Annotated in this window: 19 protein-coding genes; 16 read left to right on the top strand and 3 right to left on the bottom strand. The window is 62.1% G+C overall.

Annotated features, from left to right (window positions below; translation table 11 throughout):
• Positions 1-15: 15 nt before the first annotated feature.
• Together BSY19_RS18490 and BSY19_RS18485 are read right to left on the bottom strand one after the other, a co-directional pair.
• A complete protein-coding gene (locus tag BSY19_RS18490) occupies positions 16-1,623 on the bottom strand; it encodes an ABC transporter substrate-binding protein (protein WP_069055424.1) in 1,608 nt (535 codons plus the stop codon).
• An 89-nt stretch (positions 1,624-1,712) separates the two neighbouring features.
• Positions 1,713-2,564 (bottom strand): VOC family protein, encoded by an 852-nt coding sequence (locus tag BSY19_RS18485; protein WP_069055423.1) that lies wholly within the window; start codon positions 2,562-2,564, stop codon positions 1,713-1,715.
• Between the two features lie 316 nt (positions 2,565-2,880).
• Between BSY19_RS18485 and BSY19_RS18480 the strand changes: the two genes are divergently transcribed.
• The 3 genes from BSY19_RS18480 (at position 2,881) to BSY19_RS27645 (ending at position 6,948) form a co-directional block, all read left to right on the top strand.
• Positions 2,881-4,209 (top strand): NAD(P)/FAD-dependent oxidoreductase, encoded by a 1,329-nt coding sequence (locus tag BSY19_RS18480; protein ID WP_069057231.1) that lies wholly within the window; start codon positions 2,881-2,883, stop codon positions 4,207-4,209.
• Between the two features lie 339 nt (positions 4,210-4,548).
• The gene (locus BSY19_RS18475) at positions 4,549-5,952 is read left to right on the top strand and encodes a tyrosine-type recombinase/integrase (protein WP_069055422.1); all 1,404 of its coding nucleotides are present in this window, start codon (positions 4,549-4,551) and stop codon (positions 5,950-5,952) included.
• Positions 5,953-6,273: 321 nt separating this feature from the next.
• Entirely contained in the window at positions 6,274-6,948 is a 675-nt protein-coding gene (locus BSY19_RS27645; protein WP_150129666.1) for a hypothetical protein, read from the top strand.
• Positions 6,949-7,215: 267 nt separating this feature from the next.
• Here the strand turns inward: BSY19_RS27645 and BSY19_RS27070 are convergent, their stop codons facing one another.
• Positions 7,216-8,298 (bottom strand): HEPN-associated N-terminal domain-containing protein, encoded by a 1,083-nt coding sequence (locus BSY19_RS27070; protein WP_171905173.1) that lies wholly within the window; start codon positions 8,296-8,298, stop codon positions 7,216-7,218.
• A 547-nt stretch (positions 8,299-8,845) separates the two neighbouring features.
• On the opposite strand from BSY19_RS27070, the gene BSY19_RS18470 reads away from it, so the two are divergent.
• The 13 genes from BSY19_RS18470 to BSY19_RS18410 all read left to right on the top strand — a co-directional run bounded on the left by BSY19_RS18470 (position 8,846) and on the right by BSY19_RS18410 (position 23,025).
• Positions 8,846-9,415, top strand: coding sequence for a recombinase family protein (locus BSY19_RS18470; RefSeq protein ID WP_069055421.1), 570 nt, complete (start codon positions 8,846-8,848; stop codon positions 9,413-9,415).
• A gap of 141 nt (positions 9,416-9,556) precedes the next feature.
• Positions 9,557-9,880: a hypothetical protein gene (locus BSY19_RS18465; RefSeq protein WP_069055420.1), complete on the top strand. Its 324-nt coding sequence runs from the start codon at positions 9,557-9,559 to the stop codon at positions 9,878-9,880.
• Positions 9,881-9,945: 65 nt separating this feature from the next.
• The gene (locus tag BSY19_RS18460; RefSeq protein WP_069055419.1) at positions 9,946-10,257 is read left to right on the top strand and encodes a helix-turn-helix domain-containing protein; all 312 of its coding nucleotides are present in this window, start codon (positions 9,946-9,948) and stop codon (positions 10,255-10,257) included.
• A gap of 258 nt (positions 10,258-10,515) precedes the next feature.
• Entirely contained in the window at positions 10,516-10,836 is a 321-nt protein-coding gene (locus tag BSY19_RS18455) for a hypothetical protein (protein ID WP_150129665.1), read from the top strand.
• A gap of 106 nt (positions 10,837-10,942) precedes the next feature.
• A complete protein-coding gene (locus tag BSY19_RS18450; protein WP_069055417.1) occupies positions 10,943-12,295 on the top strand; it encodes a hypothetical protein in 1,353 nt (450 codons plus the stop codon).
• An 84-nt stretch (positions 12,296-12,379) separates the two neighbouring features.
• Positions 12,380-12,871, top strand: coding sequence for a hypothetical protein (locus tag BSY19_RS18445; protein ID WP_069055416.1), 492 nt, complete (start codon positions 12,380-12,382; stop codon positions 12,869-12,871).
• A 484-nt stretch (positions 12,872-13,355) separates the two neighbouring features.
• Positions 13,356-13,661, top strand: coding sequence for a hypothetical protein (locus BSY19_RS18440; protein WP_069055415.1), 306 nt, complete (start codon positions 13,356-13,358; stop codon positions 13,659-13,661).
• Positions 13,662-13,991: 330 nt separating this feature from the next.
• On the top strand, positions 13,992-16,457 hold the full coding sequence (locus BSY19_RS18435; protein WP_069055414.1) for a type I restriction-modification system subunit M: 2,466 nt from the start codon (positions 13,992-13,994) through the stop codon (positions 16,455-16,457).
• Entirely contained in the window at positions 16,454-17,620 is a 1,167-nt protein-coding gene (locus BSY19_RS28175) for a restriction endonuclease subunit S (RefSeq protein WP_083247692.1), read from the top strand. Before BSY19_RS18435 ends, BSY19_RS28175 begins: the two co-directional genes overlap by 4 nt.
• The gene (locus BSY19_RS18425; protein ID WP_069055413.1) at positions 17,617-18,546 is read left to right on the top strand and encodes an endonuclease NucS domain-containing protein; all 930 of its coding nucleotides are present in this window, start codon (positions 17,617-17,619) and stop codon (positions 18,544-18,546) included. Before BSY19_RS28175 ends, BSY19_RS18425 begins: the two co-directional genes overlap by 4 nt.
• Positions 18,543-19,280, top strand: coding sequence for a DUF429 domain-containing protein (locus BSY19_RS18420; RefSeq protein ID WP_069055412.1), 738 nt, complete (start codon positions 18,543-18,545; stop codon positions 19,278-19,280). The genes BSY19_RS18425 and BSY19_RS18420 overlap by 4 nt, the downstream gene beginning before the upstream one ends.
• Positions 19,277-22,321, top strand: coding sequence for a type I restriction endonuclease subunit R (locus BSY19_RS18415; protein ID WP_069055411.1), 3,045 nt, complete (start codon positions 19,277-19,279; stop codon positions 22,319-22,321). Before BSY19_RS18420 ends, BSY19_RS18415 begins: the two co-directional genes overlap by 4 nt.
• 2 nt (positions 22,322-22,323) lie before the next feature.
• Positions 22,324-23,025 carry a M48 family metallopeptidase gene (locus BSY19_RS18410; protein ID WP_210184387.1) on the top strand — a complete coding sequence of 234 codons (702 nt, stop codon included), beginning with the start codon at positions 22,324-22,326 and terminating at the stop codon, positions 23,023-23,025.
• Positions 23,026-23,174: the final 149 nt, after the last annotated feature.

Genomic DNA, 23,174 nt, shown 5'->3' with positions numbered 1-23,174 from the left:
CGAGATCGAGGTCGTTCACTCGGCCAACCACAGATCGTGCCAGGAGCTCGAGCCCCAGCGCGGCGTGTTGGAGTGGTTGCGCGCCTTGGCGCTGATCGCGGTCAGGAAGATCTGCTCGATCGGCGTCCAGATCGGCAGCTCGGTGTTGGCGCGGCGGACGAAATCGCCATAGAGCGCCTTGCGCTTGGCGACGTCGACCTCGGTCGCCGCGTCGTCGATGATCTTGTCCATCGTCTCGTCGGTCCAGCCCCACTGGTTGGTCCAGGGCGCGCCCTTGGGCTGGCCCGAGCGGTACCAGACCGTGGTCGAGACGGCGGGGTCGTTGCGGTACTGGTGCCAGCCGGTGGCGAGGTCGAAGGCGTGCTCGTCATAGACCTGCTTCAGGAAGCCGCCGCCATCGGTCCTGACGACCTCGACCCTGATGCCGACATCGGCCAGCGACTGCTGGATGAAGGTGGCAAACAGCGTGATGTCCTCGCCCCAGGGCGCCGGCAGCAGGCGCAGGGAGAAGCGGGTGCCACCCGCGCCGGCCTTAAAGCCGGCCTCGTCGAGGAGGGCGGCGGCGCGCTTCTTGTCGAAGGGGTACTGCGGGCCATTGTCGGCCGGGTAGAAGTCGGTCGAGACCGAGGGCACGGGGCCGGTGCCGCGCTTGGCGAAGTCGCCGAGGAAGTTCTCGATGAAGAAGGGGATGTCGAGCGCATGGGCGATGGCGCGGCGGACGCGGATGTCGGCCAGCTCCTTGCGGCGGAAGTTGAACTCGATCGTGTTGGTGCGGGCGTTGCCCTCGTTACCCTTGGTCGAGACGATGAAGCGCTTGTCCTTGCCGAGCCGGGCGGCGTCCGAGATCGTCAGGCCCGAGAAGGGGCTGTAGTGAATCTGGCCGGCTTCCATCTGGGCGGCCGCGGCCGAGCGGTCGGTGACGACGCGCCAGACGATGCGGTCGAGATGGGGCGCATTGGGCCGCCAGTAGTCGGCATTGCGGTCGGCGATGACGTGCTGGCCGCGCTCATAGGTGACGAACTTGAACGGGCCGGTGCCGATCGGCGCGAGATTGGCCGGGTTCTGGCGGATGTCGCCCTTGCCCTCGTAGATGTGGCGCGGCGAGATGTAGCCGAGATCCGGCAAAGCGCGCAGCAGCAGGTTCAGCGGCATCGGCCGCTCGTAGCGGAAGACCGCGGTCAGCGGGTCGGGCGTGTCAACGGCGGTGAGGAAGAGCTGCAGCGTGGTGCCGTAGTTGAGGATCTTCTTCCACATCTCCATCGCGGTGAACTGCACGTCCGCCGAGGTGAAGGGGCGGCCGTCATGCCATTTCACGCCGTCGCGCAGCTTGAAGGTGATGGTCTTGCCATCGGGCGCGGCTTCCCAGCTGGTCGCCAGCACACCGACGGGCTTGCCGGCCTCGTCGAGATCGACCAGCTGTTCCTGGATCTTGCCGCCGATGATGTAGACGCCGGTCGAGGCCTGGAGGCTCGGGTTCAGCTGGCGCTGCTCGGCACCGTAATGGACGGTGAAGACCCCGCCCTTGCGCGGCGTCTCCTGGGCGAAGAGCGAACGCATCGGGAAGGCGACGCTGGAGGCGATGGCGGCGCTGGTCAGAAGCGCGGCGCGGCGGGTCATATCCATGAGAAGATCCTCGGTCCTGCGGTCACGTAAGGGAAACGATGGGCGCGGGGGGAGCGGGCGTCAACGACGCCGCTCCCGGAACCGGCGGGCTAGTGCGGGTGGAAGCTGACGATGATGCCGTTGGCCGCGCTCGCGGCGACGCTGAGCGCGCCGTCATGGGCCGTGGCGGCGCCGCCGAGGCTGGCCCGCGCGGCAGCGATGTCGGCCGTCGCCAGAACCAGCGCCACGGCGCCTTCCGGTGCGGCACCGTCGCGTACGGCCGGCGGATAGCGACGGGCGAAGGCGGCCGCATCATAGAACAGGATGTCGGCCCGCCGGCCGCCGCTCGGCACCAGCCAGGCATCGCCCTCGGCCCGGGCCGGCTCGTCGATCAGCCGGCCGAGATGGGCGGCGGCCGCTGCCGGGTCGGCCGCGAGCACCTCGAGCCGCAGGATGCGGCTGGCGCCATTGGCGTGGCTCAGGAGCTCGGGAATCCAGACCGTCTCGCGGGTCAGATGCTGGCAGGCGAAGATGCGCAGCCCCCCCGGCTGCTCGCCGAGCGGCCAGCGAAAGACGTTGAAGCGCGCCTCGCCGGTGCCGCCGCCGGGCAGCTCGACCGGCCGGCCGAAATGGATCGGCCCCAGCGCCTCGATGCCGCGGCTCTTCAGCTCCTCGGCGCCGGCGGCGGCGTCGTCCGTGGTGAAGGCGGCGCGCTCGAGGCCCTCGCGCTTGGCGAGATAATCGCGCGTCGGCTTGTTCTGCTCGGTCTCGGTGAGGATGCCGAGCAGCTCGACATAGTCGTCGCCGAACATGATCGTGTAGTTGCCGGTGCCCAGGATCGGCGAATGCGTGCCGCGCGGCGAGACGGTGAAGCCGAGGGCACGCCACTGCGCGGCGGCGGCGTCGAGATCGCGGACGGTGACCACGACATGGTCGAGGCCGAGGATGTGCTGGAGCGACATGGGGAGCCCTTGTGTCGAAAGCCGACAGGGGTGCGAGTTCAGCCGAAGCGGGGCCAGGGCGCAATCGCCCGGTCGCTCCATTCCGACAGCCCCCTGCTGCATCGCAAACATAACGGGACGTGGATGAATATTCCAAGAGCGGAATGATATATCGACAATTTTGGAAGAAGTTGTTCGCCTTCAATGTTTCGGGGAGAAAATCTGCCCCCGGCCCGCTCTGGTGCGAGAAGGGGGGCTCTTGCGTCCGCGCCGTGAGGTCGCGAGGATGCTCGCCAGCGCGCCGCCGCTCTTCGCCTTGCCTCGGGAAGATCCGCCCATGTCCAGCTCCGCCTCCGTCACCTGGCCGCCCTCGCTCTGGGCCGCGACCGCTCCGGCCGGTCCGGTCCTGCCCGCGCTGGAGGGCGAGGTGCAGGCGGATGTGGTGGTGATCGGCGCCGGCTTCACCGGCCTGTCGACGGCGATCCATCTGCGCGAGGCCGGCGTCGAGGTCACGGTGGTCGAGGCGGCCGAGCCGGGCTGGGGGGCGTCTGGCCGCAACAACGGCCAGGTCATCCCGACGCTGGCGGGGCACGATCCGTCCGCCATGGTGGCGCGCCATGGCGAGGCCGGCGAGCGCTTCAACGCAGTGCTGCGCGACAGCGCGCAGTATCTCTTCGACACGGTCCGCAAATACGACATTGCCGCCGAGGCCGAGCAGGCGGGCTGGGTCCAGCCGGTGCATTCGCCCGGCCGCTTCAGGCTGGCGGAGCAGCGGGTGCGCGAATGGTCGACGATCGATGCGCCGGTCGAGTTGCTCGACCGGGCGGCGACGGCCCAGATGACCGGCTCCGAGGCCTGGTATGGCGGCTTCTGGAACCGGAGCGGCGGCCACATCAATCCGCTGGCGCTGGCGCGGGGGCTGGCCGAGGTCGCGTTGAAGCGCGGGGCGGTGATCTTTGCCCGCTCGCCCGTCGCCAGCATGACGCGCCAGGGCGACCGCTGGCTGGTGAAGACCGCGCGCGGCTCGGTCACCGCTCGGGCGCTGGTGCTGGCGACGAATGCCTATACGGACGAATTCGAAAGCGGGCTCGCTCCCGAGATCGCCGCCGAGGTTGTCCCCGTGCTGTCCTGGCAGATGGCGACCCAGCCGATCAGCGACAACATCGCCAAGACGATCATTCCCGGCCGCCAGGCCATGTCCGATACCCATCGCGAGCTGTATTTCGCCCGCTGGGACGCGCGCAACCGGCTCGTGACGGGCGGGGCCGCGGTGTTTCCCGGTGCCGGCGGCACCAATCTGCGCGGGCCCGTCGCCGAGCGGCTGAAGCGGCTCTGGCCGCAACTGGGCGAGGTCTCCTTCGATTATGTCTGGTCCGGCTATGTCGGCATGACGCCCGACGATGTGCTGAAGCCCCAGGTGCCGGGCTATCCGCGCATCCACCAGCTCGGACCCAACGGCTTCGGCTGGGTCGGCTGCAACGGCCGGGCGGTGGCGCTCTCGATCTCGCTGGGGCGCGAACTGGCGCTGGCGACGCAGGGCGTGCCTCTCAGGACGCTCGGCCTGCCGCTGTCGCAGCTCAAGGCACAGCCGATGCGCGGCCTGATCCGCAGGATCGCGCCGCTGGCCCTGCCGCTCTACCGGTCGCTGGACGCCAGGGAGATCTAGGGCGCGCGCGGCGGAGCGCCAGGCCACGCCGTCCTGCGCGCGGGTCGGCCGACCCGGTCCTCTTGCCGTCATGGGCATCTGCGGGTCGGGCGCCGCGAAGCCCGCTGCGGCTGACGGAAAGGCGGTCGGACGCGCACCGCCGGCGGGGGGCGCGTAATCGTTCCGCTTCGCGATGTCATCGAGAGATTGAAAAGAGCCACCGGAGTGGCTGGGGGACTAGGAGCCCCATTTTCGGTTTTCGACATCGCCTTACTGCCTTGTAAAATCGATACATTTATCCCTTGTGCTGGGCTACCGAGTTGGGCTACCGCTGAGCTACCAAACTGAATAGAAGTACCTATGGCCTTTGATCGACGCTACCTTAAGAAGCATGGCAACCAGTGGCTTGTCGTCATTAAGGTCCCCGAGCGGCTCCGCAAAGCCATTGGGAAGGCGCACCTTAAGCACCCGCTGCACACTGATAGCCTCGCCGTGGCGAACCGGGAGAAGTTCCGCGTCGTTGCCACCCTCAAGGAGCAGTTGGAGAAGTCCGAGGCAGAGCTGCGCCGCAAATCCAAGGAGGCTCCCGACCTGCTGGCTGATGAGGCCTTGCGGTGGCGGGAAGCTGTGGAGCGGTCAGAAGACGACCCTAGTTTCTACGCCTATGAGGACGAGGAAGGGAACGTGATCGAAGACGGTCACGATATCACCCTCGCGCTTGTCCGCGACCGCGCGGAAGAGATTGCCGTGAAGGAAGGAGTGACGAGGGCCAAGGACTTCCACGCCGTCGCTATCGGGCAGGCGTCGCCCATCACCAAGCTCATCAACAAGTGGCTAGCCGAGCGTCCCATGAAGCCCCGGCAACAGGTGGACTATCGCCGCGCCGTGGAGAAGTTCGCGGGCTGGCTGGCGGCGACCAAGCTGCCGGTCTCGATTGAGGCTGTCACCCGGAAGATTGCCGGTCGGTACGTCACGGATGTTTTCGTGGAAGGCGGTACACACCCCAAGACGGCCAACAAGGACATTTCCTGCCTTTCCAGCCTATGGAAATGGGCAGAGCTGAAAGGGCACGCCGAGGAGAACATCTGGCGGGGACAGGCTCTAGCCAAGCGGGAGGTGCCCAAAGACGAGCAGAAACGTCCCTACACCGACGCCGAGATGAAGAAGTTGTTCAGCGGCGAGCCGGGCGAATTGCTCTCCGACTTCATGCACATTGCTGCGCTGTCCGGCATGCGTGTGGACGAGATTGCCCGCTTGAAAGCTGAGAACATCGTCGAAGACTGCTTCGACATCACCATTGCGAAGACCAAGGCGGGCATCCGCATGGTGCCAATACACCCCGCGCTGAAACCCATTGTCGCTCGCCGCATCGACGGCAAGAAGGCCGAAGACCCGCTCTTTCCCGAGCTGCCAGTCCCTAAGAAGGGTTCCGCTGTGGAGCGGTCGCAGAAGGTCGTGAAGGCGTTCACCGCCTATCGCCGCAAGATGGAAGTTGATGACGTGCCAGAAAGTGCGCGCCAGTCCCGCGTGGACTTCCACAGCTTTCGCCGCTTTTTCATCACTAAAGCCGAGCAGGCGGAGAAACTGCCTCACTTCATCGAGGCCGTTGTCGGTCACAAACGCCTCGGTATGAGCCTTGGCGGATATTCGGCGGGGCCGTTGCGGGAGCAATTCAGGGCCGTTGTAGAAGCCGTGAAGCTGCCGCAGGACAGGAATAAGACGGACCCGGCGCCCTCGGTGCAGGACCCAGCCGCAGCCTCTTGAGAGGGGACGAGAGGTGCGTCCCGGAACTGTGGTGTAGACCTCCGGCAGCCCCTCGTCACCGCCCGTCGGCCCACAGGCGCCCTAGCAGCGTCTGGGCAGCCAGTCCGTGGCATCTCACTTCGGCTCATAGACACGCCAGAACGTAGCCGCTAGGCCAATCAAGGCCCGCCATAAGTGTCAGAGAGCTGGAGGTCCAACGGCCTTCCGTGCTGGACAAGAGACGTAAGCGATGAGATTGAGAACCAGCCAACTTCCTGGTTTGACGCTCGGAACCTCGCATCTTCTGGCGTCTACCCACTATCAGCAAACAGTACGAACCACATGAACGACAACCATCGCGCTCTGTTTGCACATGTTCCCAAGGCAATGAACACTTGGTACTCATGGCTCGGCGTGCTTGTCGCCGGAATAGCGATCACAAATTTCATGTTCTCTGTAACGCAATTACCGCTCTCGACAGTGGTCGCAACACTACTCAAAACCTATCAGGCTATTGTTCACGGTTCCATCGATTGGGCGCTCTATTTATTCGGATGGAAGCTGCCCGGATGGATCAAAGATCTCATATTCATCTATTTTATAATAGGCGGCGCATTCATGCGCGCGAGACAAGCGGAGGGCATCTACTCTACCCATGACACTAGCTTTCTGTATGCGTTTAAAGGGCTCTATTCTAGACATAACCGGGATGGATCTACCAGTATACAAGGCGCAGGGCTGAGTGTGATGTACCAGCGCTCGCCCATATGGCTGAAGCGCGCCATGGACTTATTGCTCTGGCCACGCGTTGCACGTCAGTATATTAAAATACCGATGGTTTATTTCCATGAATACTCAGGAACATATCAGACTTTTAAGGCGAACTATACACCCGGGCCTCGAAAGGTATTTCTACATGACCGGCGGAAACTATTTTTCGTGCATCTTTTCTCAGCCGCTCTCGTGATGATATTCATAGTCATAATCAATGGCTTTCTTACAATCCCCATCGAGTAGAATTCGCGGGCGAACGTACAGGAACTGACAGAAGGCGACGCAAAGCGCTTATATCTCCTCCGTCCTGCGATAGGGATCGAGGGCCAGGCGTCGCACTCCGACAGATGCTCCCTAAGGGCGGAAGCGGACAGGTATCGTATGGGTGGCCTTCGTAAACCCGCCGAGGCTCGGCAGACAAGGCGATGCCGTGCAAATCTCAAATGACATCGATCCGATCGAGAGTGTGAGTTATGCAGGCTTATCGGGCAATCACTGATACATCGCGCGTTACAGGCGGACGTGCATAACCCTGACAAGCTCTAGCCACGGCGTTCGGTTGCAAAATGGTTCCGGAGATGTTGCATTAACAACATCCTGCTGACCTGCAAAGAGTACGTAGTTTGTCCCCTTCTCGCCTGTCGCACTTCGATAGCGAAGCCCATCGATCCTGCCATTCTCAAATCGGAAATCTCGCATAAATTCGGTCAAAACTTGGGTGGGAATGTAATCGACATTGACGCGGTCGCTCCGATCAACGGGTTGGATAATTAGGTCAGCAAATTCAGTTAGAAAGCTGAGTATATGCCGCTCCATGCGATATGCGGTCGAAAAGAAACCAGGAACTGTGGGCAAATTCGCCAAGTCAAGAACGCGGATGAGGCGATTGGTCTTGAAAGTGCCAACGGACGCCATTGAATTCCTAATTTCGGCAACTGCCAATTTGCGCCTGTCTGCCCCGTAGAACATCGAAATGCCGGGCGGATTCATACGATTTGATTGAGTTGCCAACTCGTCGGGCGGCGGTCCGAGTGCTGCAGCGCTGGCGATTGGCCGACGCGGTTTGCGCGCCCGTGCCCGATAGAGGGCCTTTCCAGCCGGCACTTCGACGACCAAGCCTGCTCTCTCGGCATGCTGACAGACGGTTTCTAGGAACTGAACAGGAGAACGGGAATCAGGGTCGCGTCCGTCCGATTCGCCAATATTCTGAAAGAAAAATCGGCGACGATGTTTGACGGTTTCGCAAAATTGATCCCACGATAACTTGAGGCTTTCATTCGGCTCGAGTATTAGACAGTCATACTCGCACCAAATGTCGTCTCCAATACCGTCGACAATTGCATGGAAAAGCCTCCGACCGTCGTCTCGGGGCAGACTGAGGCCTACCTCGTCGTTAATCATGTCGTAGCTATCGATATGCCAGCCTTGGTATCCGCCTTCTCTAGACTCATAGGGGAGTTGGTCGCCCGCTTTTCCGTAGAATGTCTCAATGCGTTCTAAAATAAAGTCGACAACCTCTTGGAAGGGCATCGTTGCGGCATCTTTGCGGTTGCAAAAGAAGCATCCCCTGGGACCGCCGTGACCCCGGATCATTACGCGGAGATCTTGATCATCAAAGCATCGGTAACACACATTTCTTTTTATCATCGCTTGCGTCTGATCCAGATCTAACGGCGTCGGCCTTGTCCGATTATGCTATCTCGGGGAGAGGTTTATTACAAAAATGCGAGCGCGGTCCCCACCCTGACCGCGCCGCGACTACCCCCGTGGACTACGTCACCGTGCGCCCGTGGAAGATGATGGAGCGAGAACCAAGCTACAGTCGCCGCTCTCTACGCGGGCCGCATTAACTTTGGTTTCACCGGAAAAATCTGAGAGCCTTCGATAAAAAGGCAGCGCGCGACTTCCCCCCGTGCCACCTCTCTGCCGCATCGTTCTGGGCCGCTCTAGCCCCGCCCAGCGCTGCCACCCCGCGTTCCCGCCGCAGCGCGCTGTCCTGCATTCGCGGGCCTCCCGTTCCACAGGGCAAGCCCTAGCTGACCGTTCCAACTCGCGCTCATGTCGTCCCACAGAAGTAGGGGATTGACTTATGGAACGGCGGGACTCATTCCTCTAGGACCTTTTGGAACGGAGACCCGCCATGTTGATCGGCTACGCGCGCACCTCGACCCTTGAACAGGAGGCCGGCTTGGCTGCTCAGGTTCGCGACCTTGAAGCCCTCGGCTGTGAGAAGGTCGTGGCCGAACAGACCAGCGCTGTTGGCGTGCGGCCGAAGCTGGACGACCTCATCTCGTTCGCCCGCGATGGGGACACGCTGGTCGTTACGAAGCTCGACCGCCTCGCTCGCTCAGTCTCTCACCTATGGGAAATCGTCGGGCGCCTCCAGACAAGGGGCGTCGCGCTCCGCATCGTGGCCATGGGTATCGACACCGCGACCCCTACCGGGAAGCTGATGCTCAACGTGCTGGGCAGCGTTGCCGAGTTCGAACGCGACATGATGCTGGAACGGCAGCGCGAGGGCATCGCGAAGGCGAAGGCGGAGGGGCGGTACAAGGGACGTGCGCCGACCGCCAGGGCTAAAGCTGACGTGGTCCGCGAGCTTGCCGCCTCGGGTGCCAGTATGGGCGACATCGCCAAACGGTTGGGGATCGGCAAGGGGTCAGTGCATCGCATCTTGAAAGCCGACAACGCGGCCACCGCAGCGACATAAGTTTTGGAGCCACCCTACAGCAACTGCCAAGTGGTACGAAAAATCGTTTTTTAACAATGGCTTGGAGAGGTCGACATGGGAATGCCCCCCACACTAGGAAAAGGCAGGCTCCCTCTGTCTCCATCACCGTGAGGACCAACCATGACGACCCACATCGAGCTTATCTCCGACGAAGCGCTCGCAGTGGCAATCGCAGCACGCGATAGCTGGCGCGACCTCGCCACCGAGCTTCTTCAGGCAAGCGCGACGCATGCCGACGTGGCGCCCGAAGGCAACGAGTTGCTCCATGACGCCCTCATTGCTGACAGCGATTTGGCGGACATTCTCTGGGACGTGGAGCACTCGCAGGAGGCCAGCGAGACCGAGGCCTCGGCTACAATTCAGAACGCCAACGAGGCTGGCAACAATCGGGCACCAATCATCACGGAAGTGAATCGGTCGAAGTTCATCGATTCCGATTACTGATTGGACCTAAGGGGCGGGTTTTTCCCACAAGCGGACGAGCCCGCCCCCGATCCCAGGACAGCGCCTTGCCGACACCCGCACTCTCCCGAGCCATCCAATTCCTTGAAGCGCTGACGGAAGTCGAGGAGGGGATGCAGATCAACGTCGCGCTGGTCCTCCTGCGGATCGCCAGCAAGCCCAGCATCTATCAGCGGGAACTGCCGCAGTACGTGCCCCTGTCGCAGTCCACTGCCGCTCGCATCGTGGACCGTCTGTCGGATCGTGGGGGGCTGGGGCTCGTTACGGCGCGTGAAGACTTCGAGGACCGCAGAACCAACATATTGGCGCTGACGACGCGGGGACAGGAAACCGTGAAGAGGCTGCTCGCAAAGCTCTGATTTGTCGAGGCTATTTTCCCTCACACGAGGAATTGTCGTGCTCGCAATGAGCTAGGAACTGTGGCCATATGTGGCCTCTGCGCGGCCGCTGGCGCCGATTGCCACCCACTTATGGGCCAACGATTACTACCCACTATCGGATACATGAACGCTCGTCAGCGAGCTGGTGCATCCATTGTTTGGCGCATGTGGAGTTTGCGCCTTTTCGCCCCGCCCGGCACCCTTCTCCACATCGCTGCTGGCCTCAGACTTGAGCCCATGAGCCCCATCGAACTCGCTGAGGACAACTGCGGGCGCCCCATCGTGCGCGTTCAACTCGCCAAGGCGTCCGCCGAAGCCGTCCTCTATTCCCCCGATTACGAGCGCGTGCTCGCCCCCCTTGGCACCGCCTCGTGGTTCCTCGACACCAACGGCAAAGGCAACAGGTACGTCCGGGCGCTTCACCCGGCCTTGGCCCGCAACGTCATGATTGCGCGGCTCATTCTTGGGGTGGATCGAGGCGCCGTCCGATACCGCGATGGCGACAGCCTGAACCTTCGTTCCGACAACCTCATCCGCCCACTGCAGCGGCACCGCTAAGGCGGCCCGAGAGTCCGCCCAGAGCGGCAGCGCCGGCCGGCTGCACACGCCCACCAGCCGCGCCCTAACCGGCCTCCTGCTCACGTCTAGACTCCAGGAAACAGCCATGGCTGCCGACCGCGCACTCACGTCCATCATCCATCATTCAGCAGGTGTCCCCGCCCGACGCGCCGCACCGCAGCGGCTCCCTTGGTTCGATCAGTGGGCTTTCCCGAAGGGAGACGCCTTGCATGATTTGGCGTCGGCCATAGCCGCACGTCTCGACCGCGACGAGGAAGAACGCGGACTACGCACCCGCAGACGGCGTGGTCATGTCGAGAGAGCACGGGAGCAGGCTATCGGCGTCGTCGTCAGCAATCTCGCCCACACGGTGCTCGACCAAGCCGGTGCCGGGAGGCTGGCCGTTGTGCTTGGCAAGCCCGTACAGGCCGCGTCAATTCCCAAGCGCTACCTCAGCCCGGCCGATGGTCGCATGCTAGTGGCGTTGCTGGAGCAGCTTGAGGCACTGGATCTCGTCGCGATAGAGCGTTCCCGCCGCCGTGGTGAGGCCTCCAGTCTGGCCCCGACGACCGCCCTGGCCGCTCTTTGCCAGCACCATCAGGTCAGCCTGCCGGACTTCGGACGATTGCCCGAGGAGGAGACGATTATTGCCCGAAGTCGCCGCGACCAAATCGCGGGGGCAGCGCCTGTCGTGCTGCTCGACTATGCCGAAACCGGCGAGACTGAAGGGATGAGGTCCATGGTCGCCGCCTTGAATGCCCACGTTGCGGGGGCCGACATCGTGTTTCTCGACGACGGCAGAGGGGCCGTGAATGCCCACGACCGCCATCAGCGAAGGCTGTTCAATGGTCCGCCCCAGGAACCGCTCCAAGGCAACGGGCGGCTCTACGGCGGCTTTTGGCAGAACCTGAAGCGGGACCGCAGGAGCAGCCTGCGGATCAACGGAGAGGAAACCGCTGTCGTGGATTTCTCGTCGATGTTCGTCCGTCTCGCCTATGCCAAGATCGGCGTCGTGCCACCGCCGGGAGACCTTTATGCCCTGCCGGGTCTGGAGGGCCACCGGGAGGCTGTGAAGGTCTTGACCAGCACGCTCTTCTTCGACCAGCGGCAGCGGCACTCGTGGCCACAGGATGATGGGCTGGTCATCCCCAAGGGGTGGTCGCTGGCGAAGACGCGGGCAGCCATCCTTGACCGCCATCCTGCCCTGCGTGCCAGCTTCGGCCATGGTCTCGGTCATGAACTCATGCGGCGGGAGAGCGACATCATGCTGGCCATCCTTGATTGCCTGATGACGATGGGCATCGTCGCCCTCAACCTGCACGACGGCCTTATCGTCTCCATCGCGGATGCCTCTTCAGTGCGGACGATGATGATGGAGGTCGGACACCGGCAGACGGGAGCCATCCTGCCCGTCACCATCACGCCCAGCTCCGGGGCAGCTCGCACCAACGCAACCTGACGCCTAACACTCCCTCCCTTCCACCCATAAGGCACTTAACGGCAGCGTCGCCGAAAGCGCCCCCTGACCCCCAAGGACATCATCATGTTTCCCATAACAGCCGCCCCGGCTGCGCATTCGCTCGCCTTGAGCGAGCCGGCGATTCAAGACCTCGACCTCGCAAAAGCCCTCGGCTACGAGCGGCCAACGAACATCCGCAATCTCATCAAGCGTCACGAGGCCTCGCTGGAAGCGATGGGATCACTGCTTCACCATGAAGCGATGATCGTTGCAGGTAAGGGCGCTCAGAGATCCGTAACGGAATACCGCCTGACGAAAGCACAAGCCGCGTTCATCATTGCAAAGGCCGGAACGAAGCGGGCCGACAGCCTAGCCGTGTCCATCGCCGAAATCTTTGCCATGGCGGCCGATGGTCGGCTAGCTCCGGTGGACACCACCGGTGCGGCAGAGCTGCGGGCGGTAGGCCAGCGATTTGAGACACGCTTAGCGGCTATCGTAGCCGAGGAGCAGGAAGCGCGCTCCGGCGCCTTCGCCCTCCTTGCTCGTGGCTGCAGCCGGCGGCGGCGCAGGCGTTGAACACCACTTCGCTGCTCACCCGAAGGGCCTGCCCAGTAGTGGGATTAACTTAGGATAGGGTAGCTATTTCAATATCTTACAAAGATGTCTGGTTCGGGGGAAGAGGTCGTTTGGCCGCATTGGCGCCCACTTTGACCGAAGCTACTCGAAGCCTGTCAAACCGAAACCGCCGTAGGCTCATCTCCGCTGAGGACCACCCCGCCATGGACTTTGCTCTCCACCTCGGTCGCCTTTTCATCGCCTACGACGCAGGCGGCTTCGTAGCCGGCTTAAGGGGGCTCGCTCAAGTCGTGTGGACGCCCATGTTCGGGTGGCAGGCTGACGGGCCCTCGGGGCTCGCCCTGGAGCGCACCCCGCCTAGTCCGCCGCAGTAGCTCTTTCCAGCTGGCATCCCTCCAACGCGTTCCATCACAGCCTCGTTCGGCCTCCGCCGGGCGGGGCTTTTCTTGCTTTCAACCACGCGCTTTGCGCTGAAAGGTCACAGATGATTTCGACCCTTGAATTCAATGAGCAGGGCCATTGCGAGGACATCGTCTTGGCACAGTGGCTCGGCTTCTCGTGCCCAACCAACGTCAGAAAGACGATCATCAAACATCGCGACGAGCTAGAAAGCTACGGCGACCTTTTGGAGATGCCGACGACAATTGAATGTTCAGCGGATCACTTCAACTTCTGGCTCAACCTCGATCACGTGCTCATTCTCGCATCGCTTTCGCGCGCGCCTCGCGCACGTATGGTTCGCGCCGAGTTGATCGCGCGCTCAACTGTCGAGCCTAGCTGGGCGAACTGAATTCCAGCCCTACATCTCAAGCCGCCAGCACCACTCGCATCAGCCTTCGCCATCTGCGATTGCACCGCTCGGATCATCTCCGGGCGGGGCTCATTGTCGGGCTTACATTGCGCCAGTCGTGAGGGTGAGGGGGGCCGGGAGAGATAGAGGTGGCGACGCCCTGCGAGATTGGCTTGTGCGGGGGCGCTGCGGCAGAAAACTCTCTGCCAGAGTAGCTTTAGGTGCAGCGCCGCAGCGCGGCAGCCGTTCTTTGTCGGACCTCGCTTGGCGCGAGAGCTTCGCGACGGCTACTGATGGGGTCCCATCCTCAACCGAATCGCACAGGGCGTCGTGGCAGTCAAAAAATCCGAAATCTACAACCGCATCTGGCAGGGATGCGACGTGTTGCGCGGCGGAATGGATGCTTCGCAGTACAAGGATTATGTGCTGTCGATCCTGTTCATCAAATATGTGTCTGATAAATATGCTGGCCAGCCCTATGGCTTGATCAAGGTTCCGGAGGGAGCCAGTTTCGCGGATTTGGTGGGCCTTAAGGGCAAGGATGACATCGGCGACCAGATCAATAAAAAGATCGTGGCCCCGCTTGCCAATGCGAACAAGCTGGGCGGCTTCCCCGACTTCGCAGACGCGGGGAAGCTTGGCTCCGGAAGGCAGATGATCGACACGCTCACGGGGCTCATCGCCACGTTCGAGCATCCTGATCTCGACTTCTCGAAGAACCGCGCCGACGGTGATGACATCCTCGGCGATGCGTATGAGTTCCTCATGCGCCACTTCGCTACCGAGAGCGGCAAGTCGAAGGGCCAGTTCTATACCCCCGCCGAGGTCAGCCGCGTGATGGCGCAGATCATCGGCATTCGGAACCCCACGACCACGCCGCAGACAACCATCTATGATCCGACCTGCGGCTCGGGCTCGTTGCTCATCAAGGTGGCCGACGAGGCGGGCGTGAAGGTCACGCTCTACGGGCAGGAGAAGGATGGCAGCACCGCTGGCCTCGCGCAGATGAACCTTATCCTGCACGACTATGCTGGCGCTGTGATCCATCCCGGCCAGAGCACGCTCGCTGCGCCCTTCTTCCGTGACGGTGACAGTCTCAAGACCTTCGACTACGTGGTCGCCAATCCGCCCTTCAGTGACAAGCGCTGGCAGCAGGGTATAGACCCCAACGAGTTGAAGCCGGGGCTGGCGATTAAGGACGACAGCCCTGATACGGTGGACTTCCGCCGCTTCGATGGCTTCGGCGTCCCGCCACCCAAGCAGGGCGACTACGCCTATCTCTTGCACATCATCAAGTCGCTGAAATCGACCGGTAAGGCATGCTGCATCCTGCCCCATGGCGTGCTGTTCCGGGGCAATGCCGAGGCTGAGATCCGCAAGAACCTGATCCGGCGCGGCTACATAAAGGCGATCATCGGCCTACCCGCCAACCTGTTCTACGGCACGGGCATCCCCGCCTGCATCGTCGTCATCGACAAGGAAAACGCAGCCGCCCGACGCGGCATCTTCATGATCGACGCCAGCCGTGGCTTCATGAAGGACGGGCCGAAGAACCGCCTGCGCGAGATGGACATCCACCGCATCGTCGATGTGTTCCGGCGTGGGCAGGACGTACCGAATTATGCCCGCATGGTCAGTCGTGACGAAATCGAAAAGAATGACTGTAACCTCAACCTGCCGCGCTACATCGACAGCCAGCCGCCGGAGGACCGGCATGACATTGCCGGGCACCTGCAAGGCGGCATTCCGGAGCGCGACGTCGAGGCGCTGGGCGACTACTGGGCGATTTGCCCCGGTCTCAAGGCTGCACTCTTCCGCCCGAACCGTGCGGGCTATGTCGATCTGGCAGTCGAGCCCGCCAACATCCGCGCCGCGATCCATGAGCACCCGGAGTTCCGCACCTTCACCGAGGGGCTCGCGCAGCATTTCGCGGCATGGCGCGAGGGCGAGACGGCGCGGCTCAAGGCACTCGAACCCGGCTTCCACCCCAAGGGATTGATTGGCGAGCTAGGCGAGCGGCTGCTCGAGCATTACGAGGCCCGCAAGCTGATCGACGCCTACGCGGTCTATCAGCACCTCATGAGCTACTGGGCCGAGATGATGCAGGATGACGCCTACATGATCGCCCAGGACGGCTGGGTGGCGAAAACCGCCCGCATCATCGAGACCAAGAAGGGCAAGGACGGCAAGGAGAAGACCTCCGATAAAGGCTGGGCCTGCGATCTCGTGCCGAAGGAGGTGCTTGTCGCGCGCTACTTCGCCAAGGAGGCAGCGGCGATTGTGGAAGCTGAGGCTGAGCGCGAGCGCCTCGCCGCCGAAGTGTTAGCGTTGGAGGAGGAGCACGGCAACGAAGACGGGCTGTTCTCCGAGCTGATCGAGGAGGGCGAAGTCGTCGTCACCGTGGCCAGCGCCAAGGCGCGGTTGAAGGAGATCAAAGGCGACAGGACGGCAGCGGACGAGGCCAGGGCTTTGGGCGAGTGGCTAGGGCTCGCAGAGCGCGAGAAGGACCTCAAGAAGGCGATCAGGGACGCCGACGCCGCGCTCGATGATCTCGCTTACGGGCGCTACCCCAAGCTTACCGAGGACGAGGTGAAGGCCCTCGTCGTCGATGACAAATGGATGGGCAACCTTGAGGCGCGCATTGCGGACGAAACGGCGCGGGTGGCGCAGGGGCTGACCAAGCGGGTGAAGGAACTGGGCGAGCGCTACACCGCGCCGCTGCCGCGCTTTGCGGAGCGTGTGGAGGAGCTTGAGGGAAAGGTCGCGGCGCATCTCAAGCGGATGGGCTTCGCATGAGCACCCTGCGGTCTTGGGCAGTAACCGAGCTTGGCAAGGTCATGACGCTTCAAAGGGGCTATGACCTCCCTAGTCGTCTGCGCCGAGGGGGAGCAATCCCGATTGTTTCCTCGTCTGGCGTTTCCGATTTCCACGCTGAAGCAGCGTCAATTGGGCCCGGAGTCGTAACCGGGCGATACGGCACAATCGGCCAGACATTCTATGTCGAGGGGGACTACTGGCCGCTGAACACCACGCTGTTCGTCAGTGATTTTCACGGAAACCATCCTAAATTCTGCTACTATATCCTCAAGACGGTAGATTTTGCGTCGCATAGTGGCAAAAGCGGCGTTCCGGGAATTAACCGGAATGACATCCACGAACTCGCGCTCTGCTACCCAACATTTACAGAAGAACAACAGGCCATTGTCGAGGCGCTGGGCGATGCGGATGCGCTGATCGAGGCGCTGGAGGCGCTGATCGCCAAGAAGCGCGACATCAAGCAGGGCGCGATGCAGGACCTCCTCACCGGCCAACGCCGCTTGCCGGGATTTCGGGGGGAGTGGGCGAAGGCAGCCATCGGCAATCTGTTTGATTTCGGGCGATCCGTGCCGCTGTCCCGCGCGCAGTTGAGCGAAGAGGGCGACGTCAGTTATGTCCACTATGGCGACATCCACACACGTCTTCACACGCACCTCGACTTCCAACGCACCCCGACGCCGGGGGCCGACAAGGCGCTTTGCGGCGCTGCGACGCCGCTTAGGGTTGGCGATTGGGTCTTCGCGGACGCCTCGGAAGACTATGACGGGGTCGCGAAGGCTGTCGAAGTAATCCAGTTGCCAGTCGACAGGAGCGCTGTTGCAGGTTTGCATACATTCATCCTCCGGGAACGCGTTGAGACGTTTGCGCCGAGGTTCAAAGGCTATTTGGCCTATGCTTCATCGTTCAGGTCGCAAGTGATGCGAAGCGCGACAGGCATGAAAGTTTTCGGAATATCAAAATCGCAGATGAAAGAGGTCGAATTGCACTTTCCGCTTACCCTCGACGAACAGCGCGCCATCGCCACCGTGCTCTCTGACATGGATGCCGAGATCGCCGCGCTGGAGGATAAGCTCGCCAAGGCGCGCGAGGTTAAGCAGGGCATGATGCAGGTGCTGCTGACCGGGGAGATCAGGCTCGTATGAAGGGGTATTACCGCGTCATCCTCGGCAAGAAACATGTGCACGCCGCCGCCGGTTTAGCGGGCGGCTTCATCGGCGTGAACGATGACGGTACGGGCGACATCTCCCGCCACATCCCCGACGAGCTTCGCGCCTTCAACCACCATTATGCGCCGCTGATGCGCCAGCATAACCCCGGCTGGTCGAAGATCGCGACGGGCCTCGCCTGCGGCGTGCTCTGGCGCATCGCCAGGGGCATGCAGCCGGGTGACATCGTGCTTTGTCCCGATGGCTCCGGCAACTACCGCGTCGGCGAGATCACCGGCGGCTATCACTTCATCGCCGCCGGGCCGCTGCCGCACCGGCGCAAGGTGAACTGGCTCGACATGCTCGTGCCGCGCGCCGCCATGAGCGAGGCTTTGCAGAACTCCACCGGCTCGATCGGCACGATCAGCACCATCAGCGACCACCGCGCCGAGATCGAGCGCTTCCTAGCCGTCGCGCCCGTGCCGCTCACCATTATCGGCTCTGACGCCACCATCGAGGACCCGGCAGCATTCGCCATGGAGGCGCATCTCGAAGCTTTCCTCGTCGGCAACTGGGACCAGACCGAACTCGCCAAGTCCTTCGCCATCTACGAGGAGAACGGCGAGCGCGTCGGCCAGCAATACGAGACCGACGCCGGTCCCATCGACATCCTCGCCATCTCGAAGGACCGCAAGCGGCTGCTGGTGGTGGAGCTGAAGCGAGGCCGCGCCAACGATGTCGTAGTCGGCCAGGTGCTCCGCTACATGGGCTATGTGAAGAGCGAGATCGCCGAGGCAGATCAGACGGTCGAGGGCGCGATCATCGCGCTCCATGACGACCAGAAACTGCGCTGGGCCTTGGCGGCGGTGCCGAACGTCTCGTTCTACCGCTACGAAATCAAGTTCAAGCTGGTGAAGGCATGACCGGCGGCGGGGGCGTGAAGATAGCCATAGGCTGGGATGTCGGCGGCTGGAACTGCGACAGGAACGGCAAGAGCCGCGATGCGCTCGTTGTTCTGAATGCAAATGGCCTCCTCATGGGCAAACCATGGCGCGGCAATCTGCGTGCCCTGCTGAACGAAGCCATCAGTGCAGGCGACTTCGTGCGCGGCATGCTGGACCGCTGCAAGGTGCCCCCGCATCCGGTACATGACGAGGTGGTCATCGCGATTGACGCGCCGCTCGCCTTCCCAAATGCCTTGCTGTCCCTGCTGGCAGGGCACACCTATCAGCGCCAGATCGGCAACAGCGCAGCCAACCCATACCTCTACCGGTTCACCGAACGGCGACTGGCTGAGCCGTCGTCGACGCCCCTCTCGGTCGTCAAGGACATGATCGGCAGCCAGAGCACCAAGGCCATTCATGCGCTGCGCCGGTTCACGCCGATCCAGCAGGCGACTGGCGTCTGGCACGACGGGGGCGCATTGCGCATTATCGAGACCTATCCGGCGGCCTGTCGTCGGCGCTTCATGGACGGGGGCAATTCATCGGTCGATGGCGTCGCCGGGCATGATGACATCGTCGACGCGGGTCTATGCGCCTGGGTGGCATCAACCTTCATGCATTCGCCAGCTGAGCTGGAGGGACCGACAGACGACGCACCGCCTGATGAGGGCTGGATTTGGCTGCCGCACGACACGCGGGCGGGGGCGGCATGATCGGCGAACCGGAACGTTCAACACAAAACCGCGTGGTGGTGCTGTTCCGCGACCGCCTGAAGTGGCGCTATCTCGGCGATTGGTCAGAGCGGGCGAACACCAACATCGAGGCCGATCTCTTCACCGCCAACCTCAAGGCTCGGGGCTATACCGACGCACAGGTTGCCGCAGCGCTTGAGCGCCTGCGCCGCGAAGCGACGAACCACAGCCGCAGCCTCTATCAGAACAACAAGGCCGTGCATGAGCTGCTGCGCTATGGGCACGACGCCAAGACCGAGGCGGGCGGGCTGACCGATAAGATCAACCTGATTGACTGGGCGATACCGGAGCGGAACGACTTCGCCATTGCCGAAGAGGTGACGCTCTTGGGCGGCAACACGCGCCGCCCTGACATCGTGCTGTATGTGAACGGTATCGCCATCGGCGTGCTGGAGCTGAAGAACAGCCGCGTTACTATCGGCCACGGCATCCGGCAATCAATTTCAAACCAGTCGACCGAGTTCAACGCGTGGTTCTATCCGACCGTGCAATTCATCTTAGCGGGAAACGACAGCGAGGGCCTGCGCTATGGCGCTATCGGCACTCCCGAGAAACTGTTTTTGACGTGGAAGGAAGACGAGGACGACGATACCGAGAACAAGCTCGATAAGTACCTCCTGAAGATGTGCGATAAGCGCCGCTGCCTCGAACTCATGCACGATTTCGTGCTGTTCGATGGCGGGGTGAAAAAGCTGCCCCGTGTCCACCAGTATTTTGGCATCAAGGCCGCGCAAGAGCGCATCGCCAAGCGCGAGGGCGGGATCATCTGGCATACGCAAGGGTCGGGCAAGAGCATCGTCATGGTGCTCCTCGCCCGATGGATTCTCAAAACAAACCCGCGTGCCCGTGTGATCGTCGTCACCGACCGCGACGAACTCGACGATCAGATTGAGGGTAACTTCGCGGCAGCAGGCGAGCCCATGCGCCGAACGACCAGCGGCGCGGACCTGATGGGCCTACTCTCCGGCGCACCGACGCCGCGCCTGATCTGCTCGCTCGTCCAGAAGTTCGGGCGCAAGGATGTCGAGAACTTCGACCGCTTCATCCGCGAGCTGGAGGCGAACCCGATGCGCCCCGTGGGCGAGCTATTTGTTTTCGTCGATGAATGCCATCGGACGCAAAGCGGCAAGCTCAACCGCATCATGAAGGCGATGTTGCCCGGCGCGGTCTTCATCGGCTTTACCGGCACGCCACTCCTAAAGGAGGACAAGCAATCCAGTCTTGAGGTGTTTGGCAGTTATATCCACACCTACAAATACAGCGAGGCCGTGGCCGACAATGTCGTGCTCGATCTTGTGTATGAGGCTCGTGACGTCGATCAGGAACTCGGATCGCAGGAGAAGATCGACCAGTGGTTCGACGCCAAGACCAAGGGGCTGAACGACTGGCAGAAGGACGAGCTGCGCAAGCAGTGGGGCACCATGCAGCGCGTGCTGTCGTCCCGCTCACGGATGGAGCGCATCGTCGCCGACATCGTCTTCGATTTCAGCGTGAAGCCGCGTCTCAGCAGCGAGCGAGGAACAGCGATGCTGGTCGCCCGCAGCATCTATGAGGCCAGCAAATACTACGATCTGTTCCAGAAAACCGTCTTCAAGGGCCACTGCGCGGTCATCACGTCCTACAATCCGCAGGCTGCCGATGTGACTCTGGAGGATACGGGCGCAGCCAGCGAGACCGACAAGCAGTTCATCTACAACCTCTATCAGGCGATCCTGAAGGACGTGCCGACACAGCCTGGCATGACGAAAACAGAGGTCTACGAGGAACGGGCAAAGCAGCTCTTCAAGAAAGAGCCCGCGACCATGAAACTGCTGATCGTGGTCGACAAACTTCTCACCGGCTTCGACGCGCCGAGTTGCACCTACCTCTTCATCGACAAGTCGATGCAGGACCATGGGCTGTTCCAGGCGATCTGCCGGACAAACCGGCTCGACGGCGAGGACAAGCAGTTCGGCTACATCATCGATTACATGGACCTGTTCAAGAAGGTCGAGGGCGCCATCAAGGTCTACTCGTCCGAGCTGGACCATAGCGTAGGTGGCGTCGATCCAGAGGTCATCCTACAGGATCGCCTCACCAAGGGCCGCACACGGCTCAAGGAGGCGCTGGAGGCGATCTTCCTCATCTGTGAGCCTGTGCCGCCACCGCGCGGCGACGACGCCTTCAGGCGCTATTTCTGCGGCAACACAGAGGTCGCCACTGATCTGGCCGACCGGGAGCCCTTGCGGGCCAGCTTTTACAAGGCATGCGCAGCTCTTGTCCGGGCCTTCGCCAACATCGCTGATGATCTGGACATGGCTGGCTTCTCCGCCGCTGAGGTCGACGAGATCAAGCGGTTGATCACCGACTACGTGAAGCTGCGCGATATGGTGCGCAACGCAGCGGGTGAGACGCTCGACTTGAAGGCCTACGAGGCCGATATGCGCCACCTGATCGACACCTACATCGAGGCGAAAGAGCCACGGAAAATCTCGCCATTCGACGATATGCCGCTGCTCGACATCATCGCGACGCTCGGGATCGGCGGTGCCATTGGTACGCTACCCGGTGGACTCAGGGGCAGCCGGGACGCCGTCGCCGAGACCATCGAGAACAACGTCCGGGCGAAGATCATCAAGGAGCGCCTTACGGACCCGGTTTTCTACGACAAGATGTCCAAGCTGCTCGACGAAATCATCGCCGCGCGGAAAGCCAAGGCCATCGAGTATGAGCTGTACCTGAAGGAGATCGCCAAACTCATCGGCACTGTGAACGCCGGGCAGGAGGGCGACCGACCGTCCAACATCAAGACGGAAGGCCAGCGGGCGCTCTACAACAACCTAGGCAAGGATGCCGACCTTGCGATGCGGATCGACGAGAAGATCAAGCAGGTCCGGCCAGCGGACTGGAGGGGTGTGCAGGCGCGGGAACAGGAAATCAAGGCTGCGATCTACGGCATCGTGCGCGACGAGAAACAGACCGAGGCGATCTTCGCGATCATATTCCATCAACGGGAGTATTGATCGTGCAGGTCCTTACCCTCGGCGACCTCACGGTGGAGGTCGTTCACAAAGATATCAAAAACCTCCATCTGAGCGTTCACCCGCCTACCGGCCGTGTTCGGATCGCCGCACCTCTTTCGCTGGAGATTGACGCGATTCGTGCGTTCGCTGTCTCGCGCATGGGGTGGATCAGAAAGAACCAGCGGAAGCTCTTCACGCAGCCAAGAGAGGCTGTCCGCGACTTCGTCGATCGAGAGAGTCATTTCGTTTGGGGCGAGCGCGTTCTGCTCAAGCTCGTCCACCGCGCTGCCCCTCCATCTGTTGATCTAGTTCACCGCACACTGGTGCTGACGACGCGTGCAAATGCCACCCGCGATGAGCGCCACGACATTGTGGAAAAATGGTACCGGGACGAACTGCGACGAGTTGCCCAACCAACGGTGGCCCGGTGGGAGGAACGGCTCGGCGTGAAAGTGAAGGGTATTTTCATCCAGCGGATGAAAACGAAGTGGGGAAGTTGTCACCCTGAGAGCGGCAACATCCGCCTGAATACCGACCTAGCCAAGAAGCCGCCAGAATGCCTAGACTACCTGGTGCTGCACGAGCTAACGCATCTCCTGGAGAGAACTCATTCGGAAGCGTTCTTCTCGGTGCTCGATCACAACCTGCCACATTGGCGCGAAGTTCGGAACCTTCTCAACAGCTTGCCGATAGGCGCCGAGTGATGACCGCGTGACTCCACCTTGGCCCGAGGCAGCCAGACAGCGCCGCCATGTGAAGCAGTGGTTCAGCTAGGGTCGGCGCGAGCTCAAAGTGCCTCCGCAGATACTCGGCGCAATCATCGCACCGCGCCTGCTTCGAGCCAATTGTCAGG

The sequence above is a fragment of the Bosea sp. RAC05 genome, assembly GCF_001713455.1.
In the GTDB taxonomy this organism is placed as follows: Bacteria; Pseudomonadota; Alphaproteobacteria; order Rhizobiales; family Beijerinckiaceae; genus Allobosea.
Note: the sequence above shows the minus strand (reverse complement) of the source record. Positions and strands in the feature narration are given on the sequence as shown.

What these genes read in the sequence shown, in the direction of transcription:
- BSY19_RS18490 (WP_069055424.1), bottom strand. Translation starts at nt 1,623, where the DNA reads ATGGATATGACCCGCCGCGCCGCGCTTCTGACCAGCGCCGCCATCGCC.
- BSY19_RS18485 (WP_069055423.1), bottom strand. Translation starts at nt 2,564, where the DNA reads ATGTCGCTCCAGCACATCCTCGGCCTCGACCATGTCGTGGTCACCGTC.
- BSY19_RS18480 (WP_069057231.1), top strand. Translation starts at nt 2,881, where the DNA reads ATGTCCAGCTCCGCCTCCGTCACCTGGCCGCCCTCGCTCTGGGCCGCG.
- BSY19_RS18475 (WP_069055422.1), top strand. Translation starts at nt 4,549, where the DNA reads ATGGCCTTTGATCGACGCTACCTTAAGAAGCATGGCAACCAGTGGCTT.
- BSY19_RS27645 (WP_150129666.1), top strand. Translation starts at nt 6,274, where the DNA reads ATGAACGACAACCATCGCGCTCTGTTTGCACATGTTCCCAAGGCAATG.
- BSY19_RS27070 (WP_171905173.1), bottom strand. Translation starts at nt 8,298, where the DNA reads ATGATCCGGGGTCACGGCGGTCCCAGGGGATGCTTCTTTTGCAACCGC.
- BSY19_RS18470 (WP_069055421.1), top strand. Translation starts at nt 8,846, where the DNA reads ATGTTGATCGGCTACGCGCGCACCTCGACCCTTGAACAGGAGGCCGGC.
- BSY19_RS18465 (WP_069055420.1), top strand. Translation starts at nt 9,557, where the DNA reads ATGACGACCCACATCGAGCTTATCTCCGACGAAGCGCTCGCAGTGGCA.
- BSY19_RS18455 (WP_150129665.1), top strand. Translation starts at nt 10,516, where the DNA reads ATGAGCCCCATCGAACTCGCTGAGGACAACTGCGGGCGCCCCATCGTG.
- BSY19_RS18450 (WP_069055417.1), top strand. Translation starts at nt 10,943, where the DNA reads ATGGCTGCCGACCGCGCACTCACGTCCATCATCCATCATTCAGCAGGT.
- BSY19_RS18445 (WP_069055416.1), top strand. Translation starts at nt 12,380, where the DNA reads ATGTTTCCCATAACAGCCGCCCCGGCTGCGCATTCGCTCGCCTTGAGC.
- BSY19_RS18440 (WP_069055415.1), top strand. Translation starts at nt 13,356, where the DNA reads ATGATTTCGACCCTTGAATTCAATGAGCAGGGCCATTGCGAGGACATC.
- BSY19_RS28175 (WP_083247692.1), top strand. Translation starts at nt 16,454, where the DNA reads ATGAGCACCCTGCGGTCTTGGGCAGTAACCGAGCTTGGCAAGGTCATG.
- BSY19_RS18425 (WP_069055413.1), top strand. Translation starts at nt 17,617, where the DNA reads ATGAAGGGGTATTACCGCGTCATCCTCGGCAAGAAACATGTGCACGCC.
- BSY19_RS18420 (WP_069055412.1), top strand. Translation starts at nt 18,543, where the DNA reads ATGACCGGCGGCGGGGGCGTGAAGATAGCCATAGGCTGGGATGTCGGC.
- BSY19_RS18415 (WP_069055411.1), top strand. Translation starts at nt 19,277, where the DNA reads ATGATCGGCGAACCGGAACGTTCAACACAAAACCGCGTGGTGGTGCTG.